Consider the following 21,113-nt stretch of genomic DNA (forward strand, 5'->3'; position numbering starts at 1 on the left):
CGGATCTCCGGCGGGCCGTTTTGTTTTCACCTCCCTGCAGGCAGGGAGGTGCGCAGCAGCTTTCCCGGCGACAGCTACGTCCGTGTCGCCTGCCAGGTGCCGCTGCACTGGTCACCGGAAATGACACCTCTCCACGAGCCGGCTCCGTTCACGCCGGCGAGCCGGCCGCCGCCGCTGGCATGGGACGCGCCGACCGAGACCTGGACCGCAACGGCACCGCCGCGATTGATCTTGCCGGAGACCCGGCCGCCGCCGGCGGACGACACCCGGCTGCCGGTCACCGTGAAGGGGACGCTGTAGCCGGAGCTGCAATTGCCCCGCGTGGTGGCGAAGGTGACATTCCAGACGCCGTCATAGCCGCCGACGCGGGCATCGGCCGTCGACGGCAGCGCGGCCGTGGCGAGCACGGCCAGAAGCGCCAGATGGCGCGGACGGGCGAAAGCAGGCAAAGAGGGAAGTGATCGGGAAAAATGGGCCATTTTGGTCCTGCTCCAGGCGACGGGCTTGGACATGAGGGTCGCAATTCCGAATAGTCGCCGGGCTGGTTCTGCCGGTTCATCGTTGCCAATCGGCCTGTCCTCTGTCATAAGCCCAGCCTTCATCGCCCGGCTGATTAAGGGCTGCCGTGGCGGTGTTTCGTGCGGGTTTGCGCTTGTTCGTAAAACCTGAGCACAATCAACGCTCTAACGAGCATTTTGACGGCCAGCCGCCTTCGCGGGCGGAACTCTGTGGCCATTAGGAGAGCCAAATGCCCAAGCTGAAGACCAAATCGGGCGCTAAAAAGCGCTTCAAGGTGACTGCCACCGGCAAAGTGATGTTCGCCCATCGCGGCAAGCGTCACGGCATGATCAAGCGGACGAAGAAGCAGATCCGTCAGCTGCGCGGCACCGCGGTGCTGTTCAAGACCGACGGCGACAACGTCAAGAAGTACTTCTTGCCGAACGCCTGATCGCGTCCACGATCATTGCCAACCGTGCCGCGTCTTGCGCGGCAATCCGATAACCAAAGTCACCTCTGAAGGATTTTGTCATGTCTCGCGTCAAACGCGGTGTGACCGCCCACGCCAAGCACAAGAAAGTCTACAAGGCCGCCAAGGGTTTCTACGGCCGCCGCAAGAACACCATCCGCGCCGCCAAGCCGGCCGTGGAAAAGGCCCAGCAGTACGCGTTCCGTGATCGCAAGCGCAAGAAGCGGACCTTCCGCGCGCTCTGGATCCAGCGCATCAACGCTGCCGTCCGTCCGTTCGGCCTGACCTACAGCCGATTTATCGACGGCATGGCCAAGTCCGGGATCACCGTGGACCGCAAGGTGCTGTCGGATCTCGCGATCAGCGAGCCCGCGGCGTTCCAGGCGATCGCCGAGAAGGCCAAGGCTGCGCTCGCCGCCTGAGCCCTGCGGCGCTAGCGGCCGGCTTTGCCGGCCTTCAGCGCATGTTGCGAGTAGCGCTGGGCGACCTCCGCCCGGCAGAAGGCCGTGGCCGAGATATACATGGTGCCGGACTTGCTCCGGTACTTCTGGTCGCAGACCCGCAACTCGCGTTGGTAGCTGAGCTTCTGTGGCGGCTGCAGCTGACCGATGAAATCGGCCTCGCACTTCTTCTCGACCACCTCACCGAACTGTACGTCGCCGCTGGCGCCGTATGCGCAGGCTTCGAACTGCTTCATGGCACGCTCGCAGCCCGGCGCCGCGTTCAGGGCCACGATGATGTCATCCATCGACGTGGATTTGGCCTGGCATTCTTCGGCGGCGAGAGCTGCGCCTCCCAGAAAGCCTTGCAAGAGAACCAGGGCCAGGCCGGCCACGCAGGATCGCAAACGCATCGTCCCCTCCTTCGCGTTCAGGTTGGTGCCAGCCATGCCTTTACGGTTCAAATGCCCCGCATTTACGACGTCCATTCGGCTTGACGTTCCGCCCCGGCTGCGGCCACAACCCGGCAGCCTTTTGCAAGTTTGAGGGATCCGACCGTGTCCGACCTCGCCAGTCTCGTTCAATCCATCCTCGCGCAGATCAGTGCTGCCGGCGACGAAGCGGCCCTCGAAGCCGTCCGCGTTGCCTCGCTCGGCAAGAAGGGCTCGATCTCAGCCTTGCTTGCAACGCTCGGCAAGATGTCGCCGGACGAGCGCAAGACGCAAGGCGCTGCGATCAACCAGGCCAAGGACGAGGTCACCCAGGCGCTCGCCGCCCGGCGCGACGTGCTGAAATCGGCCGCGCTCGATGCGCGGCTCGCCTCCGAGACCGTCGACGTCACACTGCCGCTGCGCGATGCGCCGACGGAAGCCGGCCGCATGCATCCGCTGAGCCAGGTCTGGGACGAGCTGACCACCATCTTCGCCGACATGGGATTCTCGGTTGCCGAAGGCCCCGACATCGAGACCGACGATTACAACTTCACCAAGCTGAATTTTCCGGAAGGCCATCCGGCGCGCGAGATGCACGACACCTTCTTCTTCCATCCGAAGGAGGACGGCTCGCGCATGCTGCTGCGAACCCACACCTCGCCGGTGCAGGTGCGCACGATGCTGAGCCAGAAGCCGCCGATCCGCGTGATCTGCCCGGGCCGCACCTACCGCATCGATTCGGACGCGACCCACACGCCGCAATTCCACCAGGTCGAAGGCCTCGTCATCGACAAGACTTCGCATCTCGGCCACCTCAAGTGGATCCTGCACGAGTTCTGCAAGGCGTTCTTCGAGGTCGACCACATCAACATGCGCTTCCGACCGTCGTTCTTCCCGTTCACCGAGCCGTCGCTGGAAGTCGACATCCAGTGCCGCCGCGACAAGGGCGAGATCCGCTTCGGCGAGGGCGAGGACTGGCTGGAGATTCTCGGCTGCGGCATGGTGCACCCGAACGTGCTGCGCGCCTGCGGCATCGACCCCGACGAGTATCAGGGCTTCGCCTGGGGCATGGGCATCGACCGCATCGCCATGCTGAAATACGGCATCGCCGACCTCCGCCAGCTGTTCGACAGCGACGTCCGCTGGCTGACCCACTACGGCTTCAAGCCGCTGGAGGTGCCGACGCTGGCTGGGGGGCTGAGCTCGTGATGCTCGCCCTCGCGCCAGAGCTTGCGAAGACTCTCTCCGTTCCCTCTGCGGAGACAGCCCTCTCCCTGCCCCTCCCCCGCAAGCGGGGGAGGGAATGGATAGAGCGAGTGTGTGGCGTTCGTCGTATGGGTACGTATTCTCCTGTCGCTCGACAGGTCGAGCTCCCTCCCCCGCTTGCGGGGGAGGGTTGGGGAGAGGGTTTCTCCGCAATGGGGCTGCCGATGGTTGATCCCAAGCATCCGGACTGGAAGATCTCGGCCAAGCTGCGAACCAATGCTCGTGCGCTCAGGCGCGACTCAACAGATGCAGAGCGAATCCTCTGGTCGGAGCTACGTGGCAACCGGCTGAATGGCGTGAGCTTTCGCCGCCAAGTGCCGATCGAGAATTACATCGCCGATTTCATCTGCCACGCAGCCAAGCTCGTCATCGAGCTCGACGGCGGCCAACACTTCTCGAATGATGGCGAGCGCGCCGACGCGCGTCGCTCTACCGCAATCGAAGCGATGGGCTTCAAGGTGCTCCGCTTCAGCAATCTCGATGTCATGACAAATCGTGGCGGCGTTCTCGAAACCATCGCGACCACCGTCGCGGAGAGAGCCCCCACCCCAACCCTCCCCCGCAAGCGGGAGAGGGAGCAGACCGTCTCCGTGGAGAAGAAACAGCCATGAAATTCACCCTCTCCTGGCTGAAGGATCATCTCGAGACCGACGAGCCGCTCGACAAGCTCGCCGAGAAGCTCACCATGATCGGGCTCGAGGTCGAGAACATCGAGGACAAGGCGAAGGCGCTGAAGCCTTTCACGATCGCGAAGGTGATCTCGGCCGAGCAGCATCCGAATGCGGATCGCCTGCGCGTCTGCATGGTCGATACCGGCGACGGCGGCGCGCCGGTGCAGGTCGTCTGCGGCGCGCCGAATGCGCGTGCGGGTCTCGTCAGCGTGTTCTCGCCGCCCGGCACCTACATTCCCGGCAAGGACATCACGCTGGGCGTCGGCACTATCCGCGGCGTCGAGAGCCGCGGCATGCTGTGCTCGGCGGCCGAGCTGCAGATCTCCAACGACCATGACGGCATCATGGAATTGCCGGCGGATGCGCCTGTTGGCGCCGGCTATGCCGACTGGGCCGCGCTCGGCGATCCCGTGGTCGAGATCAATCTGACGCCGAACCGGCAGGACTGCACCGGCGTGCACGGCATCGCGCGCGACCTTGCCGCCGCCGACATGGGCAAGTTCAGGGATCCCGCGATCAAGCTGATCAAGGGCGAATTCGCGTGCCCCGTGAAGGTTACGGTCGAGGATTCCACGCTGTGTCCGGGCTTCGCGCTCCGCCTCGTGCGTGGCGTCAAGAACGGTCCGTCGCCGGAATGGCTGCAGAAGCGGCTGACCGCGATCGGGCTGCGCCCGATCAACGCACTGGTCGACATCACCAACTTCATGACCTACGACCGCGCGCGGCCGCTACACGTGTTCGACGCCAGGAAGGTGAAGGGCAATCTGGTCGTGCGCCGCGCGCGTGAGGGCGAAACCCTGCTCGCGCTCGACGGCCGCACCTACAATCTCGATCCCGCCATTTGCGTGATCGCGGATGAGCACGGCGTCGAATCGCTCGCCGGCATTATGGGCGGCGAAGCCTCCGGCTGCGACGATGACACCACCGACGTGCTGATCGAATCGGCGCTGTGGAACGAGATCAACATCGCCCAGACCGGCCGCAAGCTCGGCATCAATTCAGACGCGCGCTACCGCTTCGAGCGTGGCGTCGATCCGGCCTTCATGGTGCCGGGTCTGGAGCTGGCGACCAAGCTGGTGATGGAGATGTGCGGCGGCACGCCGTCCGAGACCGTCGTGGTCGGCAAATCCTTCGGCGACGACCGCGTGATCGACTTCCCTGTGACGGAGGTCAAGCGCCTCTCCGGCATCGAGGTGCCGCAGGTCGAGATGAAGCGCATCCTGACCCATCTCGGCTTCATGATGGCGGGCCCCGGCCCCATCGTGAAGGTCGCGGTGCCCTCCTGGCGCTCGGACGTCCACGGCAAGGCCGACATCGTCGAGGAGATCGTCCGCATCTTCGGCGTCGACAAGGTGCCGATGACGCCGTTCGAGCGCGGCGAGGACGCGCGCAAACCGGTGCTGACGCCACTGCAGCTGCGCACCCGCCGCGCCAGGCGCGCGCTCGCGAGCCGCGGCATCATCGAGGCGGTGACCTGGTCGTTCATCACGAAGTCCGCGGCAAAATTGTTCGGCGGCGGCCAGCGCGAGCTCGAAGTCGCCAACCCGATCGCGTCTGATCTCTCCGACATGCGCCCGACGCTGCTCGCGGGCCTGATCGCGGCCGCACAAGCCAACGCCAATCGCGGCGTCAGCGATGTCGCGCTGTTTGAAGTCGGCCAAATTTTCAAGGGCGATCGCCCGCAGGATCAGTTCATGGCGGCGAGCGGCGTGCGCCGCGGCTTTGCCTCTTCTGAAGGTCTCGGACGGCACTGGTCGGGCTCGGCCCAGGCTGATGTGTTCGACGCCAAGGCGGACGCGCTGGCCGTGCTGGCTGCGGCCGGTGCGCCGATGCAGGCGCTGCAGATCGTCGCCGGCGGTCCGGCATGGTTGCATCCGGGCCGTTCCGGCACGATCCAGATCGGACCGCAGAACGTGCTCGGCCATTTCGGCGAGGTACATCCCAGAGCGCTCGAGGCGCTCGGCGCCGACGGCCCGCTGATGGTGTTCGAGGTGATCCTCGACCGTATTCCGGAAGCGAAGAAGAAGCCGACCCGCGCCAAGCCACTGATCGAGCTCTCGGCGTTCCAGCCGGTCTCGCGTGACTTCGCCTTCATCGTCGATCGCACCGTGAAGGCGGGCGACATCGTTCGCGCCGCGCAGGGTGTCGACAAGAAGCTGATCACCGGCGTGAACGTGTTCGACGTCTACGAGGGCAAGGGCATCGACGACGACAAGAAGTCGATCGCAATCGCGGTGACGATCCAGCCGCGCGAGAAGACGCTGACCGATCAGGAGATCGAGGCTGTCGCGGCGAAGGTCGTGGCCGAGGTCACGAAGAAGACCGGCGGCACGCTGAGAGCATGATGCCGAAAAGTGCGAAGCGGTTTTCGGACAACATCATGCTCCAGAAATAAAGCATGACCCTTGCGGACTTCCTTCCGAAGGACGTCAGCCTCACCATTGCGATGGCGCTTTGCGCCGTCGCCTTCGTTTCCGGCACTGCACGCGGCTTCTCGGGCTTCGGCTCGGCGCTGATCTTCATGCCGCTGGCAAGCAGCATTGCTGCGCCACGGCTCGTCGCCGCCTTGCTTCTGGTGATCGATTTCGTCGCGGCGGCGCCGCTGCTGCCGGACGCGTGGCGGAAGGCGGACCGCAAGGCGACCGCGGTGATTGTGCTGGGCGCGCTGGTCGGCGTGCCCGTCGGCACATACTTTCTCAGCGTACTCGAACCCGTCACCACGCGCTGGATCATCTCCTGCTTCGTCGCGGCGCTGTTGCTCCTGCTGCTGTCGGGCTGGCGCTATCGTGGCAAGGACCACACCTGGCTTTCGGTCGGCATCGGCGGCCTCTCCGGCTTCTGCAGCGGTCTCGCGCAGACCGGCGGCCCGCCGATCGTCGGCTATTGGCTCGGCCGTCCGATCGCGCCGATCGTCGCGCGCGCCAACATCGTGCTGTTCTTCGGCGCGTCTGACTTCTTCTCGATGATCAGCTACGCGGCCACGGGGCTGATCAGCCGCGAATCGCTCGCGCTCTCGCTGATCGTCGGCCCGGTCTATGCGATCGGCGTCGCATTCGGCGCCTCACTGTTCGGCCGCGCCAGCGAGCAGGTGTTTCGCAGCATCTGCTATGCGCTGATTGCGCTGGCGGTGATTGCAGGGCTGCCGGTGCTGGACGGGGTGTTGCGGTAATTACCGCTGTCGTCCCTGCGAACGCAGGGACCCATACCGCGTGATCTATCGATAAGACACAAGTGACAGTCCCGACGACGATCTCTCAACTGCGAGGCTTCGTCAAACGTCTCCCTGTGGTTATGGGTCCCTGCGTTCGCAGGGACGACGGCGGAGTGTTTGGCGGCTTGACTGCCTTACTACCTTGGCGCCCGCCGCTTCTTCGTCGACTGCGTCGGCACATCCGCCGAATCGTCCTTGAGCGCACCGATCTTGCGCAAGGCTGCGTCCGCGGCGCGCTCGCCGCTTTCCCAGGCGCCGTCGACGGTGCCCCACAGCGTCTCGTGCGTAGCTTCGCCGGCGAGGAACACATTGCCGATCGGCTCGCTCAGGATTTTTCGCGACAGCTGACCGCCGGGGGAAGCCGCCGACATCGCACCCAGGACGTAGGGCGAGGCGTTCCAGCGCGTGGCGCTGGTCTTCCCGACGGTAGCCGCAGCCTCGCTACCGAACAATTTCGTGATCCATTCCCTGGCGAAGGCGACCATTGCCTTCTCACCCTGCTCGGAGAGATCGCGGCCGAACGCGCCGCCGACGTCGATCGAGCACAGCGAAGAGCCGCCGATATTGGCGAACATCAGCGCCGTGCGTGTCGAATTGCTTTGCTCGATGAGGATATCGTCGCGCGACAGGCCGAGCGGATTGCCCGGCAATTGCAGCACGATGCGATCATAGCTGCCGAGGCCGAGCTTCGACGCCGCGTCTAACGTGCGTTTGGGAATGTCGGGCGTGAACTTGATCGCGCCCGATGTCAGCACGTTGGTCGAGACCGTGACGATGGCGGCGCGTGCGGCGATCTTGCCGGCTTGCGTTTCCACGCTGACGTCGCGGTTGCTCCAGCTGATGCGGCTCGCCGGCGTCGACAGCGCCACCGGCGCCTGCTCCCCGAGTTTGGTGATCAGCGTGCCCAGACCCTGACGGCAGGCGATCGCCGCGTTGCGATCCTGCGCGCGTCCCTTATCGATCGCGGACAGCTCCTTCAGGTCCTTGCCGGCAAAGCCCGCGCCCAGCATGAACTCGGCCGCGCCCGCCCAGTCGCCGAGATCCTTCGGCAGCACGGAGGCGCAAGAGGTATCCAGCTTAGCCCGCGAGGCATCGTCGATGGCGCGGTTGGCGCGCACCAGCGCCGCCAGGAATTGCTCGGTCTCGCCCGCGCGCGCGTTACGGCGGCCGATGCGCATCTTCTGGCCCGATGGCGCCGACAGCACGTCCAGCCCGACACTGCGCGCCAGCCGGATCATCGGATTGGTGTCGGGATTGTGCATCCAGCGTGCGCCGCGGTCGAACGGCACCTCGAAGGTTGTGCTGTCGGTGATACAGCGGCCGCCGACTTGCGATGCCGCTTCCATCACGACGACCTTGCGGCCCGTCGCCATGATGCGCCGCGCCGCAGCGATTCCCGCGGCTCCCGCACCGATCACGACGATGTCGGCCTCGCGCGGCAGAGGCGCGGCGGATGCGCGCAGGACCGGCATCGCGGCAAGGCCCGCCGACGCGACAAGAAAACCGCGGCGCGTGATTGTCATGTCATGGTTTCCGAGGACTTGCGGCGAACGGGAACAGTCAGCGAACCTTGCCGCATCTGATGTTGCACGGCAACCATCATGGTGAATCAATCGTGCTTGATGTCACGGAGTGATGAACCGAATTGCAACACGTTTCGACCATGATAGAGAAGGGAAAAAGACGGCCGCAAAAGGCCGTGGGGGGAGTTGGAAATGGGGACGGTCCTAGATTCAGTCGGCAAGCTGATTGCCGCGTACCTCTCCAAGGAGGTGCCGGGCTACGAGCCGTTCACGCCGAGCGACCCGGAGCACCTGCGCGGCGTGATCGAGCCAGGCGACGTGCTGCTGGTCGAGGGCAACAACCGCATCTCCGGCATCATCAAATATCTGACGCAGTCGACCTGGTCGCATGCCGCGCTCTATGTCGGCCCGGTCGAGGGCGCCGCGGAGCCTGACGGCGAACCGCATGTGCTGATCGAGGCCAATATCGGCGAAGGCGTCACCTCTGCGCCGCTGTCGAAATATTTGCCCTATCACACCCGCCTCTGCCGCCCGGTCGGGCTGTCCTACGAGGACCGCACCACCGTCTGCCGCTATGCGATCAACCGCATCGGCTTCGGCTACGACACCAAGAACATCGTCGACCTCATGCGCTTTCTGTTCCCGTTGCCGGTACCGCAGCGCTGGCGGCGACGCATGATCGCGATCGGCTCGGGCGATCCGACCAAGATCATCTGCTCGGCGCTGATCGCACAGGCGTTCGACGCGGTGCGCTATCCGATCCTGCCCAAGATCACCAAGGCCGGCAGCCGCGCCGCCCGCCGCGAGATCCTGCACATCCGCGATTCCTCGCTCTACATGCCCCGCGACTTCGACATCTCGCCCTATTTCGAAGTCGTCAAACCCACCATCGTGCACGGGTTCGACTACACCGCCCTGCACTGGGCCGACAAGCAGAAGCCGCTCGAGGAGGTAGCGGGCACATTCAGTGTGTTTCCAGAAACGATCAGTGCGCCGCCGCTCGTTCCTGAGGCGGTTGACCAAGAAGCGCCGGCTGAAATTCCGGCTGCGCAAATGAGTGAGTGCCTTGCGGGGACGTCTGAACGCGTTCCCGGGCATGTCCCGCTGCTGAAGAAGCTGGCGATGTACCGCCCGAGGCGCCGTGGCCGGGTGCGCGAGAGGGCGGCGTAACGGCTGTCGTCCCTGCGAAAGCAGGGACCTATACCGCGTGATCTATCGGCTGCGCACGGTAGAAATCCCGAACTCCCAGTCTTCGTCAAACCCTTCCCTGGGGTTATGGATCCTTGCGTTCGCGGGGACGACGCCTGTGAGTGTGGCGCGAGCACCTCAACGACCGTCATTGCGAGGAGCTCTTGCGACGAAGCAATCCAGACTACTTTCTCGGGGGACAGTCTGGATTGCTTCGCTCGCAAGGACGGGAGTAAAGACCTACCGCTCCGCCCGTCCGATCACCGCCATCAGCTCCGCGATCTTCTCGCGTTGGTCGGCCTTGTCGCCGCTCGCGATCGCGTGCTCGACGCAATGGGCGACGTGATCCTTCAGGACCTCTTCCTCGACCCGGCGCAGTGCGGCTCGCACCGCCGAGATCTGCGTCACGATGTCGATGCAGTAGCGGTCCTCCTCTACCATTTTCGAGAGGCCGCGAACCTGGCCCTCGATCCGGCCGAGGCGTTTTCCGACAGATGCCTTGATGTCCTTGCGCATGGGGTCTATATACCCCTACCGGGTATGGGTTGCAAGACCCAGGGTACAAGGCCGGAGCAAGGCAATGAACGAACACAGGCATCATCAGGGCGCGGACGGACATTCCGGATGCGGTTGCTCCACCAAATCGGAAGCGGCCAAGACGGAAGCGGCCGAGCCGGCGGCCTCATGCTGCGGCGGGCACGGCGATCATGCCGGCCACGACCATCATCACGCGCATGACCATGGCGATGCGGTCAGTAAGGTGCACGATCCCGTCTGCGGCATGATTGTCGATCCCACGACCTCGAAGCACCGCTTCGATCATCACGGCGAGACCTTCCATTTCTGCTCGGCCGGCTGCCGCACCAAGTTCGCCGCCGATCCCGCAAAATATCTCGCCAAGGACAAGGCGCCGGAGCCGGAGATGCCGGCTGGCACGATCTACACCTGCCCGATGCATCCGGAGATCCGCCAGGTCGGCCCCGGCAGCTGTCCGATCTGCGGCATGGCGCTGGAGCCGGAAGTGGCAAGCCTGGAGACCGGCCCCAACCCCGAGCTTGCCGACATGACGCGGCGGTTCTGGATCGGCGCCGCGCTGGCGCTGCCGGCCGTGGTGCTGGAGATGGGCGGCCATCTCGCGGGCCCGCACAGCTGGATCGATCAGACGCTGTCGAACTGGATCCAGCTCGCCTTCGCCACCCCCGTGGTGCTGTGGGCCGGCTGGCCGTTCTTCGTTCGCGGCTGGCAGTCGCTGCTGACGCGCAACCTCAACATGTTTACGCTGATCGCGATGGGCACGGGCGTTGCCTATGTCTACAGCATCATCGGCACCGTCGTGCCGCAGATCTTCCCCGCAACGTTCCGCGGCCATGAGGGTGCGGTCGCCGTCTATTTCGAGGCGGCTGCCGTCATCACCGTGCTGGTGCTGCTCGGCCAGGTGCTGGAGCTGCGCGCCCGTGACGCAACCTCCGGCGCGATCAAGGCGCTGCTTCAGCTTGCGCCGAAGACCGCGCGCCGCGTCGATGACGACGGCAGCGAGCACGAGGTCGAAATCGATGCGCTCCATGCCGGCGAACGTCTGCGCGTCCGTCCGGGCGAAAAGGTGCCGGTCGACGGCGTGATCCTCGAGGGCCGCTCCTCGCTCGACGAATCGCTCGTCACGGGCGAATCCATGCCCGTCACCAAGGAGAGCGGCGCGAAGGTGATCGCCGGCACGCTGAACCAGTCGGGCAGCTTCATCATGCGCGCCGACAAGGTCGGACGCGAGACGCTGCTGTCGCAGATCGTGCAGATGGTCGCAGACGCGCAGCGCTCGCGCGCGCCGATCCAGCGGCTGGCCGATCAGGTCGCGGGCTGGTTCGTGCCGATGGTGATCGTCGTCGCCCTCGCCGCCTTCGGCGCCTGGGCCTGGTTTGGTCCGGAACCGCGGCTGGCCTTCGGTCTCGTCGCCGCCGTCAGCGTGCTGATCATCGCCTGCCCCTGCGCGCTGGGCCTCGCAACCCCGATGTCGATCATGGTCGGCGTCGGCCGCGGTGCGCAAGGCGGCGTGCTGATCAAGAACGCCGAGGCGCTGGAGCGGATGGAGAAGATCGACACGCTGGTGGTCGACAAGACGGGCACGCTGACCGAGGGCAAGCCCAAGGTGGTCGCGATCGTGCCGGCGTCAGGCTTTGCGGAGGATGATATCGTCAAGCTTGCCGCCAGCATCGAGCGCGCCAGCGAGCATCCTTTGGCTGATGCCATCGTGCGCGCGGCCAAGGAGAGGCAACTGGCCCTCGGCCAGGTCGAGCACTTCGACTCGCCGACCGGCAAGGGCGCCACCGGCAAGGTCGACGGCAAGACCATCGTGCTCGGCAATGCCAGGTATCTGACGTCGATCGGGATCGACACCAAAACGCTCGACGCCGAGGCCGAGCGCCTGCGCGGCGATGGTGCCACCGTGATCAACATGGCCGTCGACGGCCGGCTCGCCGGCCTGTTCGCGATCGCCGATCCGGTCAAGGCCTCGACCCCGGAGGCACTGAAGGCGTTAGCTGCCGAAGGCATCAAGGTCATCATGCTGACGGGCGACAACCGCACCACGGCGGAAGCGGTGGCGCGCCGGCTCGGCATCGCCGAAGTCGAGGCCGAGGTGCTGCCGGATCAGAAGAGCGCGGTGGTGACGAAGCTGCAAAAGGCCGGCCGCAGCGTCGCCATGGCCGGTGACGGCGTCAACGACGCGCCGGCGCTGGCCGCCGCGGAAGTCGGCATCGCCATGGGCACCGGCACGGATGTGGCGATGGAGAGCGCCGGCGTGACCTTGCTCAAGGGCGACCTCGTCGGCATCGTCCGGGCGCGAAAGCTGTCGCAGGCGACGATGAGCAACATCCGGCAAAACCTGTTCTTCGCCTTCATCTACAACGCCGCCGGCATTCCGATCGCGGCCGGCATCCTTTATCCGGCGTTCGGTCTGTTGCTCTCGCCGATCATCGCCGCGGCGGCGATGGCACTGTCCTCGGTGAGCGTGGTCGGCAATGCGCTGCGGCTGCGGGCGACGCGGCTGTGAGGACACTGCGTAGCCCGGATGGAGCGCAAGCGAAATCCGGGGGTCCTGCCCGCAAATTGGCACCGTCCCGGATTGCGCTCCGCTACATCCGGGCTACGGTTCACGGGACACAGGCGAGGCACGCGGGGAATATCTGATGCAGCGAATTACCATCACGATCGAGGACGATCTGTTGGCCGAGATCGATGCGGCGGCGGAAGCGCGCGGCTACCAGAACCGCTCCGAGATCATCCGCGACCTCGCCCGCGCCGGCCTGCAGCAGAGCACCGAGGACACCGCCCAGACCGGCCAATGCGTGGCCGGTCTCGTCTATGTCTACGACCACGCCGCCCGCGATCTGTCAAAACGCCTGGTGCAGGAATTCCACGGTCATCACGACCTCGCGCTGGCGACCCTGCACGTCCATCTCGACGACAACAATTGCATGGAGATGACGGCGCTGCGGGGGTCGGCGGATGAGGTCAAGCATTTCGCCGACCATATCATCGCCGAACGCGGCGTCCGCTACGGCCGCGTGATGATGATCCCGACCGGCGAAGGCAAGGCGGTGAAGGCGCGAAAGCATGGGCACCGGCACGAGTAGGCTATTCTAGGAGAGCGTAGCGGCTCTTCCCCTCCCCTGGAGGGGGAGGGTCGATCGCGCGCAGCGCGAGCGGGGTGGGATGACGGTCTCTCCGCGTCGAACAGTGCCCGTGGGGAGGGTAAGCAAGGGCTCGCGCCGCGTTTGCGGCCGTCAGCAGCGCGGCAAGCCCGCCCTTGCCGAACCCGCATTGGGTGTCTACCTCTCGCGCAGTGTTTACCTCAGAGGGCCCCTCCGATGCTGGACGCCGCCGTGAAGGCGCTGTCGCAAATGATCTCGCCGCCGATGCGCTCGATCCTGTGGCGGTCGATCGGGCTTGCGCTCGTGCTGATCACCGCGCTGGCGATCGGCTTGCAGCGGCTGCTCAGCTGGTTTGCGACCCATGGCGAGGTCTGGTTGGAAGGCCTGCTCGGGCCGGGCTGGCACACCTCTCTCGAGGTCTTGTCCTGGATCGTCTCGATCGCGGCGGGCCTCGGCGTCGTGTTCGGCGGCGTCTTCCTGATGCCCGCGATCACCTCGCTGGTGGCGAGCCTGTTCGTCGACGACGTCGCCGACATCGTCGAGCGCGAGCATTATCCCGCCGAGCAGCCGGGGCTCGCGCTGCCGTTCAGCCAGGCCATCTTCGAGGGCATCAAGACCGCGCTCCTGACCATCCTGGTCTATCTGATCGCGTTGCCGTTGGTGCTTTTCGCCGGCGCAGGCTTCCTGATCTTCTTCATCGCCGCCGCTTGGCTGCTCGGCCGCGAATATTTCGAGCTCGCCGCGATGCGCTTCCGACCGCCGGAAGAGGCCAAGGCGATGCGGCGCGAAAATGCCGCCACGATCTTCACCGCCGGCCTCTTCATCGCCGCCTTCGTCTCGATCCCGATCGTGAATCTGGCGACGCCGATCTTCGGCATGGCCTTCATGGTCCACATGCACAAGCGGCTGTCGGGCCCGAGGCCCGAGCTGATCGAGCCGGCGCGGCAGATGCGGTAACGCGCTTCACGTCACCTGCATCCCGCACTTCCGCAGCACCGTCTTGGCGAAGCCGAATGGCGCCGGCGTGAACGGGCCGGCCGGCGCACGGGTGATCAACGCGAGGACACCGAGCGCGGCCACCGCGAGCCAGAAGCACAGCCAGAATCCGTCGATATAGGCGAGCACATTGGCCTCGCGCTGCACGATGCCCGCCAGCGTGCCGAGCGCGCGCGGCTGCGCCAGCCCGGCACCGTGGGCAGCGAAGTGATCGGCAAGCTGCTTCAGGACGCGGACCACATCGACGTCGCCGACGCCGAGGTTCTGGCCGAGATAGAAGGAATGGACCTGCTCGCGCACGCGCAGCCATGTTCCCATCAGCGCCACACCGATCTCGGCGCCGCCGAGCCGCATGATCTGGATATAGGCGGCAAAGGAAGTGGCGCGGCTCGGATCGGAGTTCGACAGCAGCGTGATGATCAGCGGCAGCAAGGTCAGCGACTGCCCGATCGCCTGGAGCAGCACGATGCCGACAAAGTCCTCGCGCGCCCAGTCATGGGTGAGCTGCGTGCCCCAGAGATTGGCGGCGGCGAAGCAGGCGAAACCCACGACAATCACGGTGCGCGTATCGAAATGCCTGAGCAGCCAGATCGAGAGCGGCACCAGCACGAACATCGGCAATGCGCCATAGGTGAGCAGCAGCAAGCCGCTCTGCTCCGGCCTGAGCAGCGCGATGGCGGCAAGGAAGTTCGGCACCAGCGAGGCGTTGGACAGGCTCGTCAACGTGTAGAGCAGGATCAGCACCAGCCCCAATCCGATATTGCGCGAAAACAAGACGTTCACATGCGCCCAGGGCTGCCGCACCAGCGACTCGTTGAGGAGGAAGCCTGCGAACAGCACCGCGCCACTGGCGAGCAGCGCCATCACCGTCCCCGAGCCGAGCCAGTCCAATCGATTGCCCTGATCAAGCCCGGCATAAATCATCGAAACGGATGCGCCGAGCAGCAGCATGCCGCCCCAATCGGCCTCGCGCAGCAGCGCGCGATTCACGGGCTCGTTCGGTGTGCCGAGATAGACCATCAGCCCCATCAGGGGCGCGATCACGACGCTCTGCCAGTACAGCCATTGCCAGCCGAGATGGTCGACATAGAAGCCGACCAGCGAGCTCGAGGTATCGAGCGCAAAGCCGACGCGGATCGAATAGATCGAGATCGCCGGCAGCCACCACCGGATCGGCAGATTGCGGAACACGATCATCAGCGTCGCCGGCACGAAGGTGCCGAGCAGGAGGCCATGCACGACGCTGAGCGCGAGCAGCGTTGGATAGTCGTGCACGAAGGGAACGATCAGCGAGACGACGGCATAGATCAGGCTCGGAATGCCAAGCACGCGGCGCAGCCCGAACACGGTCGCGAGCCATGCCACTGCGGGCGCGATGAAGATTTGCGAGCCGATGCCGGCGGTGGAGAGCCAGGCGCCTTCGTCGAAGCTGAGCGAGAACGCGCCGCGCAAATCGGGCAGGCCAACCGTGGTTAGCCGGCTGTCGAAATTGGCGAGGAAGGAGCCGAGCAGCACCGCCGCCACGGCGAACAGCGGCCGCGGCGCGACGCCGCCGCGCGAGAGCGGTCCGCGATCGGCGTCGTCATTTTCCGCCATTCGCAGCCTTGGTGTCGATACGGGTGACGACCGACATGCCCGGCACCAGCCGCGCCAGCAGCGGCTGGCCGTCGTCGAGCTGAATCCGCACGGGAATGCGCTGCACGACCTTGGTGAAATTGCCGGTGGCGTTATCAGGCGGTAGCAGCGCGACCTGTGATCCCGTCGCCGGCGCGATGCGCTCGACCTTGCCGCGCAGCGTCTCGCGCGGAAAGCTGTCGACGGTGATCTCGACCGGCTGGCCCGGCGCCACGTGCGTGAGCTGGGTCTCCTTGTAATTCGCGATCACATAGACCTGCGGCAGCGGCACCACGTTGATGAGGTTGGTGCCGATATTGACGTAGTCGCCAGGTTGCACCTGGCGCTCGCCGACGACGCCGTCGAACGGCGCCGATATTCTGGTGTAGCCGAGCTTGAGCTTCGCACCCGCCAGCGTTGCCTTGGCCGCTGCGACATCGGCGGCGCGCTGCTTCCGGGTGCCTTGCAGGACTTCGAGCTGGTGCTGCTGGGCGGCGATCACGGCGCGGCTCGCACGCACATCGGCCTGCGCCTTGGCGTAAGCAGCCACCGCCTGCTCGAGCCGCTGCCGCGTGCCGGATTCGGTCTGCGACAGCGATTGCTGACGCTCCTGCTCCTGCCGTGCCTCGACTTCCATGGCTTCCGCGGAAAGCCGCGCCGCCTGCGCCTGCGCGATCGTCGCATATTGCAGCTCGACCTGGTTGGCCAGATTGTCGAGCGCGGCCTGAGCGGCGGCGACCGAAGCTTCGGACTGCGCGACCTGGGCCTCGTAATCGGCGGGATCGATCTGGATCAGGAGATCACCGGCCTTGACCCGCTGGAAGTCGGTGACGGCGACGGTCAGCACTTCACCCGAGACGCGGCTCGAAAGCCGTGTCAGCTCGGCGCGCACATAGGCATCATTCGTGGTCTGGATCACGGCATTGCCGACCCATTCGTCGAAGCGCAGCGTCGCCAGCGCGACGAAGCCGAGCGCGACGATCACAGCGAATAGCGGGATCGCGAACCGGCTCCCCAGCGAAGTCGCTGGCCGCTGCGTCGGCTTCGGTGGTGGGACAGGCGTTGCAGCGGCAGCCGGGGGTGGGACTTGTTCCTGTTGACTCACGATTTTACCCCAAGACGCTCTGCTCTCACCGCCATCACACCGTCTTCTCCGGCCACCGGCACAGATCGTTGATCAGACAGACCTCACAGCGCGGCTTGCGCGCGAGGCAAGTATAGCGGCCATGGAGGATCAGCCAATGATGGGCATGCAGCATGAACTCGGCCGGGATCACCTTTTCGAGACCAAGCTCGACTTCGAGCGGCGTCTTGCCGGGCGCAAGTCCCGTGCGATTGCCGACGCGGAAGACATGCGTGTCGACCGCCATGGTGTGCTCGCCGAAGGCCATGTTGAGCACGACGTTGGCGGTCTTGCGGCCGGCGCCGGGCAACGACTCGATCCCGGCGCGCGTGCGCGGCACCTCGCCGCCGAACTCGCTGAGCACCTTGGCCGACAGCGCGATCACGTTCCTGGCCTTGGTGCGGTAGAGGCCGATCGTCTTGATGTACTCGCGTAAAGACTCCTCGCCGAGATCGAGCATCTTCTGCGGGGTGTCGGCGACCTCGAACAAGGCGCGCGTCGCCTTGTTGACGCCGGCATCGGTTGCCTGTGCCGACAGCACCACGGCGACCAGCAGCGTGAACGGATTGACGTGCTCGAGCTCGCCCTTCGGCTCCGGATTGGCCTTGCGGAAACGGCTGAAGACTTCATGGACCTCGGCGGGCGTCCAGCGCTTTATCGCCTTGAGCGTCTTTTTGGTGGGCGCGTTCGGCTTTGCGACGACCGCCTTTGCCTTCTTCTTCGGCACCGGCGCTTTGCGCGGAGCCGGCTTGCGGGTGATTTTCGCCATGATCGGGATATACTGAGGGACGATGAGCACAGGCAACGAAATTGACGGCAGCGATCCTGATCCGCGCGACGCGCAGATCTTCTCCGCGCTGCTGACGCCGCACCGCTCGCTGAACCGCACCGGCTTCCTCGCCGTGATGCTGTTCCTGAGCGTGGTCAGCTTCGTCACGGGCCTCGCCTTCCTGATGATGGGTGCCTGGCCGGTGTTCGGTTTCTTCGGCCTCGACGTTCTCGTGATCTGGTGGGCCTTCAAGGCCAATTTCCGCGCGGCGCGGGCCAGCGAGGAGATCGTGGTCACGCCGTCGGAGCTGCGCGTGCGCCGCGTCAGCCATCGCGGCCAGGTCTCGGAATGGACGTTCAATCCGCTCTGGGTCCGGATCGACCAGGAGGTCGACGAGGAATACGGCATCGAGCACCTCTATCTGATCTCGCGCGGCCGCCGGATTCTCATTGCCGGCTTTCTCGGGCCGGAGGAAAAAGCGAGTTTTTACAATGCTTTGGTCGGCGCCCTGAATGCCGCCCGGCGCGGCCCGACCTACAATCCGGTGACCTGAGCGCAGTCAGAAATCGGGTGGTTTCCCACCCGTCCCTCTCCTACATTTCCAGTCATGATGACACTCGCCATACATGACCAGCGCCTGGCCAGGCCGGGCACCCAGAACGCCGCGCTGCGCGACTATGATTCGGTGCGCCGGGCGATCGCCTTCATCTCGGAGAACTGGCGCGCGCAGCCGACCATCGAGGCGATGGCGGATGCGGCCGGGGTCACGCCGGATGAGCTGCACCATCTGTTCCGCCGCTGGGCCTCGATCACGCCGAAGGCTTTCATGCAAGCGCTGACGCTCGATCACGCCAAAGGCCTCTTGCGCGATTCCGCGAGCATTCTCGACGCCGCGCTCGACTCCGGGCTGTCAGGCCCGGGACGGCTGCACGATCTCTTCGTGACCCACGAAGCCATGTCGCCAGGCGAATGGAAGAACGGCGGCGCTGGCCTGACCCTGCGTTACGGCTTTCACCCCTCGCCGTTCGGCACCGCGATCGTGATCGCGACCGACCGCGGCCTGTCGGGGCTTGCCTTCGCCGATCACGGCGAGGAGAAGATTGCGCTCGCTGACATGACCCGGCGCTGGCCGAACGCCACCTATGTCGAGGATCACGAAGGCACGGCGCCGCTCGCTGCGCGCATCTTCGATACGAAGCTGTGGCGGCCGGACCAGCCGCTGCGCGTGGTGATGATCGGCACCGATTTCGAGGTCCGGGTGTGGGAGACGCTGCTGAAAATCCCGATGGGGCGCGCGGTGTCCTATTCCGACATCGCCTGCAACATCAACAGCCCGAAGGCCTCGCGTGCCGTCGGCGCGGCAGTCGGCAAGAACCCGGTCTCGTTCGTCGTGCCCTGCCACCGCGCGCTCGGCAAGAGCGGCACGCTCACCGGCTATCACTGGGGCATCACCCGCAAGCAGGCGATGCTGGGCTGGGAGGCCGGACAGCTGGGGATGCAGTAGGCACCGCAAGCACACTGCCGTAGGGTGGGCAAAGCGAAGCGTGCCCACCTTACGTCAGCTATCATGGAAAGATCGTGGGCACGGCGCTGTGCGCCTTTGCCCACCCTACGGGACCGTCCTTAACCCGCCAGATCGAGCTTCGAGGCCACGGTCGAATCCGCGTTGAGGCGGTAGATGATCGGCACACCCGTCGCCAGCTCGCGCTTCAAGATGCCTTCGGGCGAGAGCTTTTCCAGCACCATGATCAGCGCGCGCAGCGAATTGCCGTGGGCGGCGACGAGGGTACGCTTGCCGTTGAGCACGCCGGGCAGGATCTCCTGCACGTAATACGGCAGCGCGCGCGCGAGCGTATCCTTCAGGCTTTCGCCGCCGGGCGGCGGCACGTCGTAGGAGCGGCGCCAGATCAGCACCTGGTCCTCACCCCATTTCTTGCGCGCGTCGTCCTTGTTGAGGCCGGAGAGATCGCCGTAGTCGCGCTCGTTCAACGCGAGGTTCTTGGCCGTCGGCAAGCCCTCCTGGCCGAGCTCGCCGAGAATGAGGTCGAGCGTGTGCTGCGCGCGCGTGAGCACCGAAGTGTAGGCGACGTCGAACACGAGGCCCTGCGCCTTCAGCTTGCGGCCGGCTTCCGTGGCTTCTTTGACGCCGAGCTCGGTGAGGTCAGGGTCCTTCCAACCCGTGAACAGGTTCTTCAGATTCCATTCGCTCTGGCCGTGGCGCACGAGCACGAGAAGACGTTCGCTCATTGACTGCTTTCCGTTAAGTTCGATTAGATGTCGGACAGGCCGAGCACGTCGGCCATGGAGTAGTGCCCGGGCTTCTTGCCGTGTGCCCAGAGCGCCGCCTTCAGCGCGCCATGGGCGAACAGCATGCGGTCCTCGGCCTGATGCGACAGCGTCAGGCGCTCGAACGGGCCGAGGAAGGTGACGCTGTGATCGCCGGCGACGGTGCCGCCGCGCAACGAGGCGAAACCGATATTGCCCGGCCTGCGCGCGCCGGTGATGCCGTCACGGCCGCGCTCGGAATGGTCATCGAGGGTGACGCCGCGACCGCTGGCTGCGGCCTGCCCCAGCATCAGCGCGGTGCCGGATGGCGCGTCGACCTTCATGCGGTGATGGGTCTCGACGATCTCGATATCAAAACTCTGGTCGAGCGCCTTGGCGACGCGCTTGACCACGGCGGCCAGCAGATTGACGCCGAGGCTCATATTGCCTGATTGCACCACGACGGCGCGGTTGGTGACGCTCTTGATCACGGCGTTGTCGGAGCCGGACAACCCGGTCGTGCCGACGACATGCACGATCCCGCGCTGTGCCGCGATCGCGACATTGGCGATGGTCGCCGCCGGAACGGTGAAGTCGAGGATGCCGTCGGCCTCCTTCGACATCGCCCAGAGGTCAGCGGAGAGCTTGATGTCGTTGGCCGGCAGCCCTGCGAGCACACCGGCATCCTTGCCGAGCAGCTCCGAGCCGGGGGCCTCGAGCGCGCCGGCCAGCACCGCGCCTTTGCTCTCGGCAATCGCCCGCACCAGCGCGCGGCCCATCCGGCCACCGGCTCCAGCAACAATCAGGCGCATGTCGGACATGGTGTGATCCTCTCACGGCCGTTGTAGCGGGGGGACGCAGTTCCGGCAACCGAGGGGCAGGAACGCGCGGCATGCTTGCACCCTCCCCTGGGAGGGGTCCGAGACGAGCGTAGCTCGCTCGTGGGTCGCTGGGCATGCAGCGAAGCGGAATGCACAGCGGGGTGGGGTGACGGTCTCTCCCCGG

General features: G+C 65.6%; 21 protein-coding genes. 12 read left to right on the top strand and 9 right to left on the bottom strand.

Annotation, left to right across the window (positions count from 1 at the left end; all coding sequences use genetic code 11):
- Nucleotides 1–74: 74 nt before the first annotated feature.
- Nucleotides 75–479 carry a hypothetical protein gene (locus GGD61_RS19640; protein ID WP_092251915.1) on the bottom strand — a complete coding sequence of 135 codons (405 nt, stop codon included), beginning with the start codon at nucleotides 477–479 and terminating at the stop codon, nucleotides 75–77.
- A 269-nt stretch (nucleotides 480–748) separates the two neighbouring features.
- Between GGD61_RS19640 and rpmI the strand changes: the two genes are divergently transcribed.
- Complete coding sequence (gene rpmI, locus GGD61_RS19645) at nucleotides 749–949, top strand: 50S ribosomal protein L35 (RefSeq protein ID WP_008143958.1); 201 nt, start codon at nucleotides 749–751, stop codon at nucleotides 947–949.
- Between the two features lie 80 nt (nucleotides 950–1,029).
- Nucleotides 1,030–1,389 (top strand): 50S ribosomal protein L20, encoded by a 360-nt coding sequence (rplT, locus tag GGD61_RS19650; protein WP_027561620.1) that lies wholly within the window; start codon nucleotides 1,030–1,032, stop codon nucleotides 1,387–1,389.
- 11 nt (nucleotides 1,390–1,400) lie between these two features.
- Here rplT and GGD61_RS19655 read toward each other — a convergent pair whose 3' ends face one another.
- Entirely contained in the window at nucleotides 1,401–1,895 is a 495-nt protein-coding gene (locus GGD61_RS19655; protein WP_312012688.1) for a hypothetical protein, read from the bottom strand.
- A gap of 69 nt (nucleotides 1,896–1,964) precedes the next feature.
- Between GGD61_RS19655 and pheS the strand changes: the two genes are divergently transcribed.
- The 4 genes from pheS to GGD61_RS19675 all read left to right on the top strand — a co-directional run bounded on the left by pheS (nucleotide 1,965) and on the right by GGD61_RS19675 (nucleotide 6,944).
- Nucleotides 1,965–3,047 carry a phenylalanine--tRNA ligase subunit alpha gene (pheS, locus tag GGD61_RS19660; protein ID WP_183231029.1) on the top strand — a complete coding sequence of 361 codons (1,083 nt, stop codon included), beginning with the start codon at nucleotides 1,965–1,967 and terminating at the stop codon, nucleotides 3,045–3,047.
- Between the two features lie 221 nt (nucleotides 3,048–3,268).
- A complete protein-coding gene (locus GGD61_RS19665) occupies nucleotides 3,269–3,715 on the top strand; it encodes an endonuclease domain-containing protein (RefSeq protein ID WP_092251909.1) in 447 nt (148 codons plus the stop codon).
- Nucleotides 3,712–6,120, top strand: a complete 2,409-nt coding sequence (gene pheT / locus GGD61_RS19670; RefSeq protein WP_092251402.1) for a phenylalanine--tRNA ligase subunit beta — start codon at nucleotides 3,712–3,714, stop codon at nucleotides 6,118–6,120. The genes GGD61_RS19665 and pheT overlap by 4 nt, the downstream gene beginning before the upstream one ends.
- A gap of 53 nt (nucleotides 6,121–6,173) precedes the next feature.
- On the top strand, nucleotides 6,174–6,944 hold the full coding sequence (locus GGD61_RS19675; protein ID WP_092251400.1) for a sulfite exporter TauE/SafE family protein: 771 nt from the start codon (nucleotides 6,174–6,176) through the stop codon (nucleotides 6,942–6,944).
- A gap of 179 nt (nucleotides 6,945–7,123) precedes the next feature.
- Here GGD61_RS19675 and GGD61_RS19680 read toward each other — a convergent pair whose 3' ends face one another.
- Nucleotides 7,124–8,509 (bottom strand): NAD(P)/FAD-dependent oxidoreductase, encoded by a 1,386-nt coding sequence (locus tag GGD61_RS19680; protein WP_092251398.1) that lies wholly within the window; start codon nucleotides 8,507–8,509, stop codon nucleotides 7,124–7,126.
- Nucleotides 8,510–8,701: 192 nt separating this feature from the next.
- Between GGD61_RS19680 and GGD61_RS19685 the strand changes: the two genes are divergently transcribed.
- Nucleotides 8,702–9,679, top strand: coding sequence for a YiiX/YebB-like N1pC/P60 family cysteine hydrolase (locus GGD61_RS19685; RefSeq protein ID WP_183231030.1), 978 nt, complete (start codon nucleotides 8,702–8,704; stop codon nucleotides 9,677–9,679).
- 258 nt (nucleotides 9,680–9,937) lie between these two features.
- Here the strand turns inward: GGD61_RS19685 and GGD61_RS19690 are convergent, their stop codons facing one another.
- On the bottom strand, nucleotides 9,938–10,213 hold the full coding sequence (locus GGD61_RS19690; RefSeq protein WP_007598521.1) for a metal-sensitive transcriptional regulator: 276 nt from the start codon (nucleotides 10,211–10,213) through the stop codon (nucleotides 9,938–9,940).
- A 64-nt stretch (nucleotides 10,214–10,277) separates the two neighbouring features.
- Between GGD61_RS19690 and GGD61_RS19695 the strand changes: the two genes are divergently transcribed.
- From GGD61_RS19695 to GGD61_RS19705, 3 genes are all read left to right on the top strand, one after another.
- Nucleotides 10,278–12,740 (top strand): heavy metal translocating P-type ATPase, encoded by a 2,463-nt coding sequence (locus tag GGD61_RS19695; RefSeq protein ID WP_092251394.1) that lies wholly within the window; start codon nucleotides 10,278–10,280, stop codon nucleotides 12,738–12,740.
- A gap of 136 nt (nucleotides 12,741–12,876) precedes the next feature.
- A complete protein-coding gene (nikR, locus tag GGD61_RS19700; RefSeq protein ID WP_092251392.1) occupies nucleotides 12,877–13,323 on the top strand; it encodes a nickel-responsive transcriptional regulator NikR in 447 nt (148 codons plus the stop codon).
- Nucleotides 13,324–13,557: 234 nt separating this feature from the next.
- Nucleotides 13,558–14,298 (top strand): sulfate transporter family protein, encoded by a 741-nt coding sequence (locus GGD61_RS19705; RefSeq protein WP_092251391.1) that lies wholly within the window; start codon nucleotides 13,558–13,560, stop codon nucleotides 14,296–14,298.
- Nucleotides 14,299–14,304: 6 nt separating this feature from the next.
- On the opposite strand, the gene GGD61_RS19710 is transcribed toward GGD61_RS19705, so the two are convergent.
- The 3 genes from GGD61_RS19710 to nth are packed head-to-tail and all read right to left on the bottom strand — an operon-like array spanning nucleotide 14,305 to nucleotide 17,843.
- The gene (locus tag GGD61_RS19710) at nucleotides 14,305–15,933 is read right to left on the bottom strand and encodes an MFS transporter (protein ID WP_092251390.1); all 1,629 of its coding nucleotides are present in this window, start codon (nucleotides 15,931–15,933) and stop codon (nucleotides 14,305–14,307) included.
- The gene (locus tag GGD61_RS19715; protein WP_092251387.1) at nucleotides 15,920–17,056 is read right to left on the bottom strand and encodes an HlyD family secretion protein; all 1,137 of its coding nucleotides are present in this window, start codon (nucleotides 17,054–17,056) and stop codon (nucleotides 15,920–15,922) included. The genes GGD61_RS19710 and GGD61_RS19715 overlap by 14 nt, the downstream gene beginning before the upstream one ends.
- Nucleotides 17,057–17,090: 34 nt before the next feature.
- The gene (nth, locus tag GGD61_RS19720) at nucleotides 17,091–17,843 is read right to left on the bottom strand and encodes an endonuclease III (RefSeq protein ID WP_177236838.1); all 753 of its coding nucleotides are present in this window, start codon (nucleotides 17,841–17,843) and stop codon (nucleotides 17,091–17,093) included.
- 22 nt (nucleotides 17,844–17,865) lie between these two features.
- On the opposite strand from nth, the gene GGD61_RS19725 reads away from it, so the two are divergent.
- Both GGD61_RS19725 and GGD61_RS19730 read left to right on the top strand, forming a co-directional pair.
- Nucleotides 17,866–18,396 carry a DUF2244 domain-containing protein gene (locus tag GGD61_RS19725; protein WP_092251385.1) on the top strand — a complete coding sequence of 177 codons (531 nt, stop codon included), beginning with the start codon at nucleotides 17,866–17,868 and terminating at the stop codon, nucleotides 18,394–18,396.
- Between the two features lie 54 nt (nucleotides 18,397–18,450).
- Nucleotides 18,451–19,347: a bifunctional helix-turn-helix domain-containing protein/methylated-DNA--[protein]-cysteine S-methyltransferase gene (locus tag GGD61_RS19730; protein ID WP_092251384.1), complete on the top strand. Its 897-nt coding sequence runs from the start codon at nucleotides 18,451–18,453 to the stop codon at nucleotides 19,345–19,347.
- 119 nt (nucleotides 19,348–19,466) lie between these two features.
- Here the strand turns inward: GGD61_RS19730 and GGD61_RS19735 are convergent, their stop codons facing one another.
- Complete coding sequence (locus GGD61_RS19735) at nucleotides 19,467–20,090, bottom strand: 2,3-bisphosphoglycerate-dependent phosphoglycerate mutase (protein ID WP_092251382.1); 624 nt, start codon at nucleotides 20,088–20,090, stop codon at nucleotides 19,467–19,469.
- A gap of 23 nt (nucleotides 20,091–20,113) precedes the next feature.
- Nucleotides 20,114–20,929, bottom strand: a complete 816-nt coding sequence (dapB, locus tag GGD61_RS19740) for a 4-hydroxy-tetrahydrodipicolinate reductase (RefSeq protein ID WP_026202940.1) — start codon at nucleotides 20,927–20,929, stop codon at nucleotides 20,114–20,116.
- Nucleotides 20,930–21,113 lie beyond the last annotated feature (184 nt).

The organism is Bradyrhizobium sp. SBR1B (assembly GCF_014198205.1).
Classification (GTDB): Bacteria; Pseudomonadota; Alphaproteobacteria; order Rhizobiales; family Xanthobacteraceae; genus Bradyrhizobium.

Bases quoted from the DNA above. Each gene is read 5' to 3' on its own strand.
- GGD61_RS19710 (WP_092251390.1), bottom strand. From the start codon at position 15,933: ATGGCGGAAAATGACGACGCCGATCGCGGACCGCTCTCGCGCGGCGGC.
- GGD61_RS19685 (WP_183231030.1), top strand. From the start codon at position 8,702: ATGGGGACGGTCCTAGATTCAGTCGGCAAGCTGATTGCCGCGTACCTC.
- GGD61_RS19695 (WP_092251394.1), top strand. From the start codon at position 10,278: ATGAACGAACACAGGCATCATCAGGGCGCGGACGGACATTCCGGATGC.
- GGD61_RS19705 (WP_092251391.1), top strand. From the start codon at position 13,558: ATGCTGGACGCCGCCGTGAAGGCGCTGTCGCAAATGATCTCGCCGCCG.
- GGD61_RS19675 (WP_092251400.1), top strand. From the start codon at position 6,174: ATGACCCTTGCGGACTTCCTTCCGAAGGACGTCAGCCTCACCATTGCG.
- GGD61_RS19725 (WP_092251385.1), top strand. From the start codon at position 17,866: ATGAGCACAGGCAACGAAATTGACGGCAGCGATCCTGATCCGCGCGAC.
- GGD61_RS19690 (WP_007598521.1), bottom strand. From the start codon at position 10,213: ATGCGCAAGGACATCAAGGCATCTGTCGGAAAACGCCTCGGCCGGATC.
- rpmI (WP_008143958.1), top strand. From the start codon at position 749: ATGCCCAAGCTGAAGACCAAATCGGGCGCTAAAAAGCGCTTCAAGGTG.
- GGD61_RS19640 (WP_092251915.1), bottom strand. From the start codon at position 479: ATGGCCCATTTTTCCCGATCACTTCCCTCTTTGCCTGCTTTCGCCCGT.
- pheT (WP_092251402.1), top strand. From the start codon at position 3,712: ATGAAATTCACCCTCTCCTGGCTGAAGGATCATCTCGAGACCGACGAG.
- GGD61_RS19730 (WP_092251384.1), top strand. From the start codon at position 18,451: ATGATGACACTCGCCATACATGACCAGCGCCTGGCCAGGCCGGGCACC.
- nikR (WP_092251392.1), top strand. From the start codon at position 12,877: ATGCAGCGAATTACCATCACGATCGAGGACGATCTGTTGGCCGAGATC.
- GGD61_RS19655 (WP_312012688.1), bottom strand. From the start codon at position 1,895: ATGGACGTCGTAAATGCGGGGCATTTGAACCGTAAAGGCATGGCTGGC.
- dapB (WP_026202940.1), bottom strand. From the start codon at position 20,929: ATGTCCGACATGCGCCTGATTGTTGCTGGAGCCGGTGGCCGGATGGGC.
- GGD61_RS19665 (WP_092251909.1), top strand. From the start codon at position 3,269: ATGGTTGATCCCAAGCATCCGGACTGGAAGATCTCGGCCAAGCTGCGA.
- nth (WP_177236838.1), bottom strand. From the start codon at position 17,843: ATGGCGAAAATCACCCGCAAGCCGGCTCCGCGCAAAGCGCCGGTGCCG.
- GGD61_RS19735 (WP_092251382.1), bottom strand. From the start codon at position 20,090: ATGAGCGAACGTCTTCTCGTGCTCGTGCGCCACGGCCAGAGCGAATGG.
- rplT (WP_027561620.1), top strand. From the start codon at position 1,030: ATGTCTCGCGTCAAACGCGGTGTGACCGCCCACGCCAAGCACAAGAAA.
- GGD61_RS19680 (WP_092251398.1), bottom strand. From the start codon at position 8,509: ATGACAATCACGCGCCGCGGTTTTCTTGTCGCGTCGGCGGGCCTTGCC.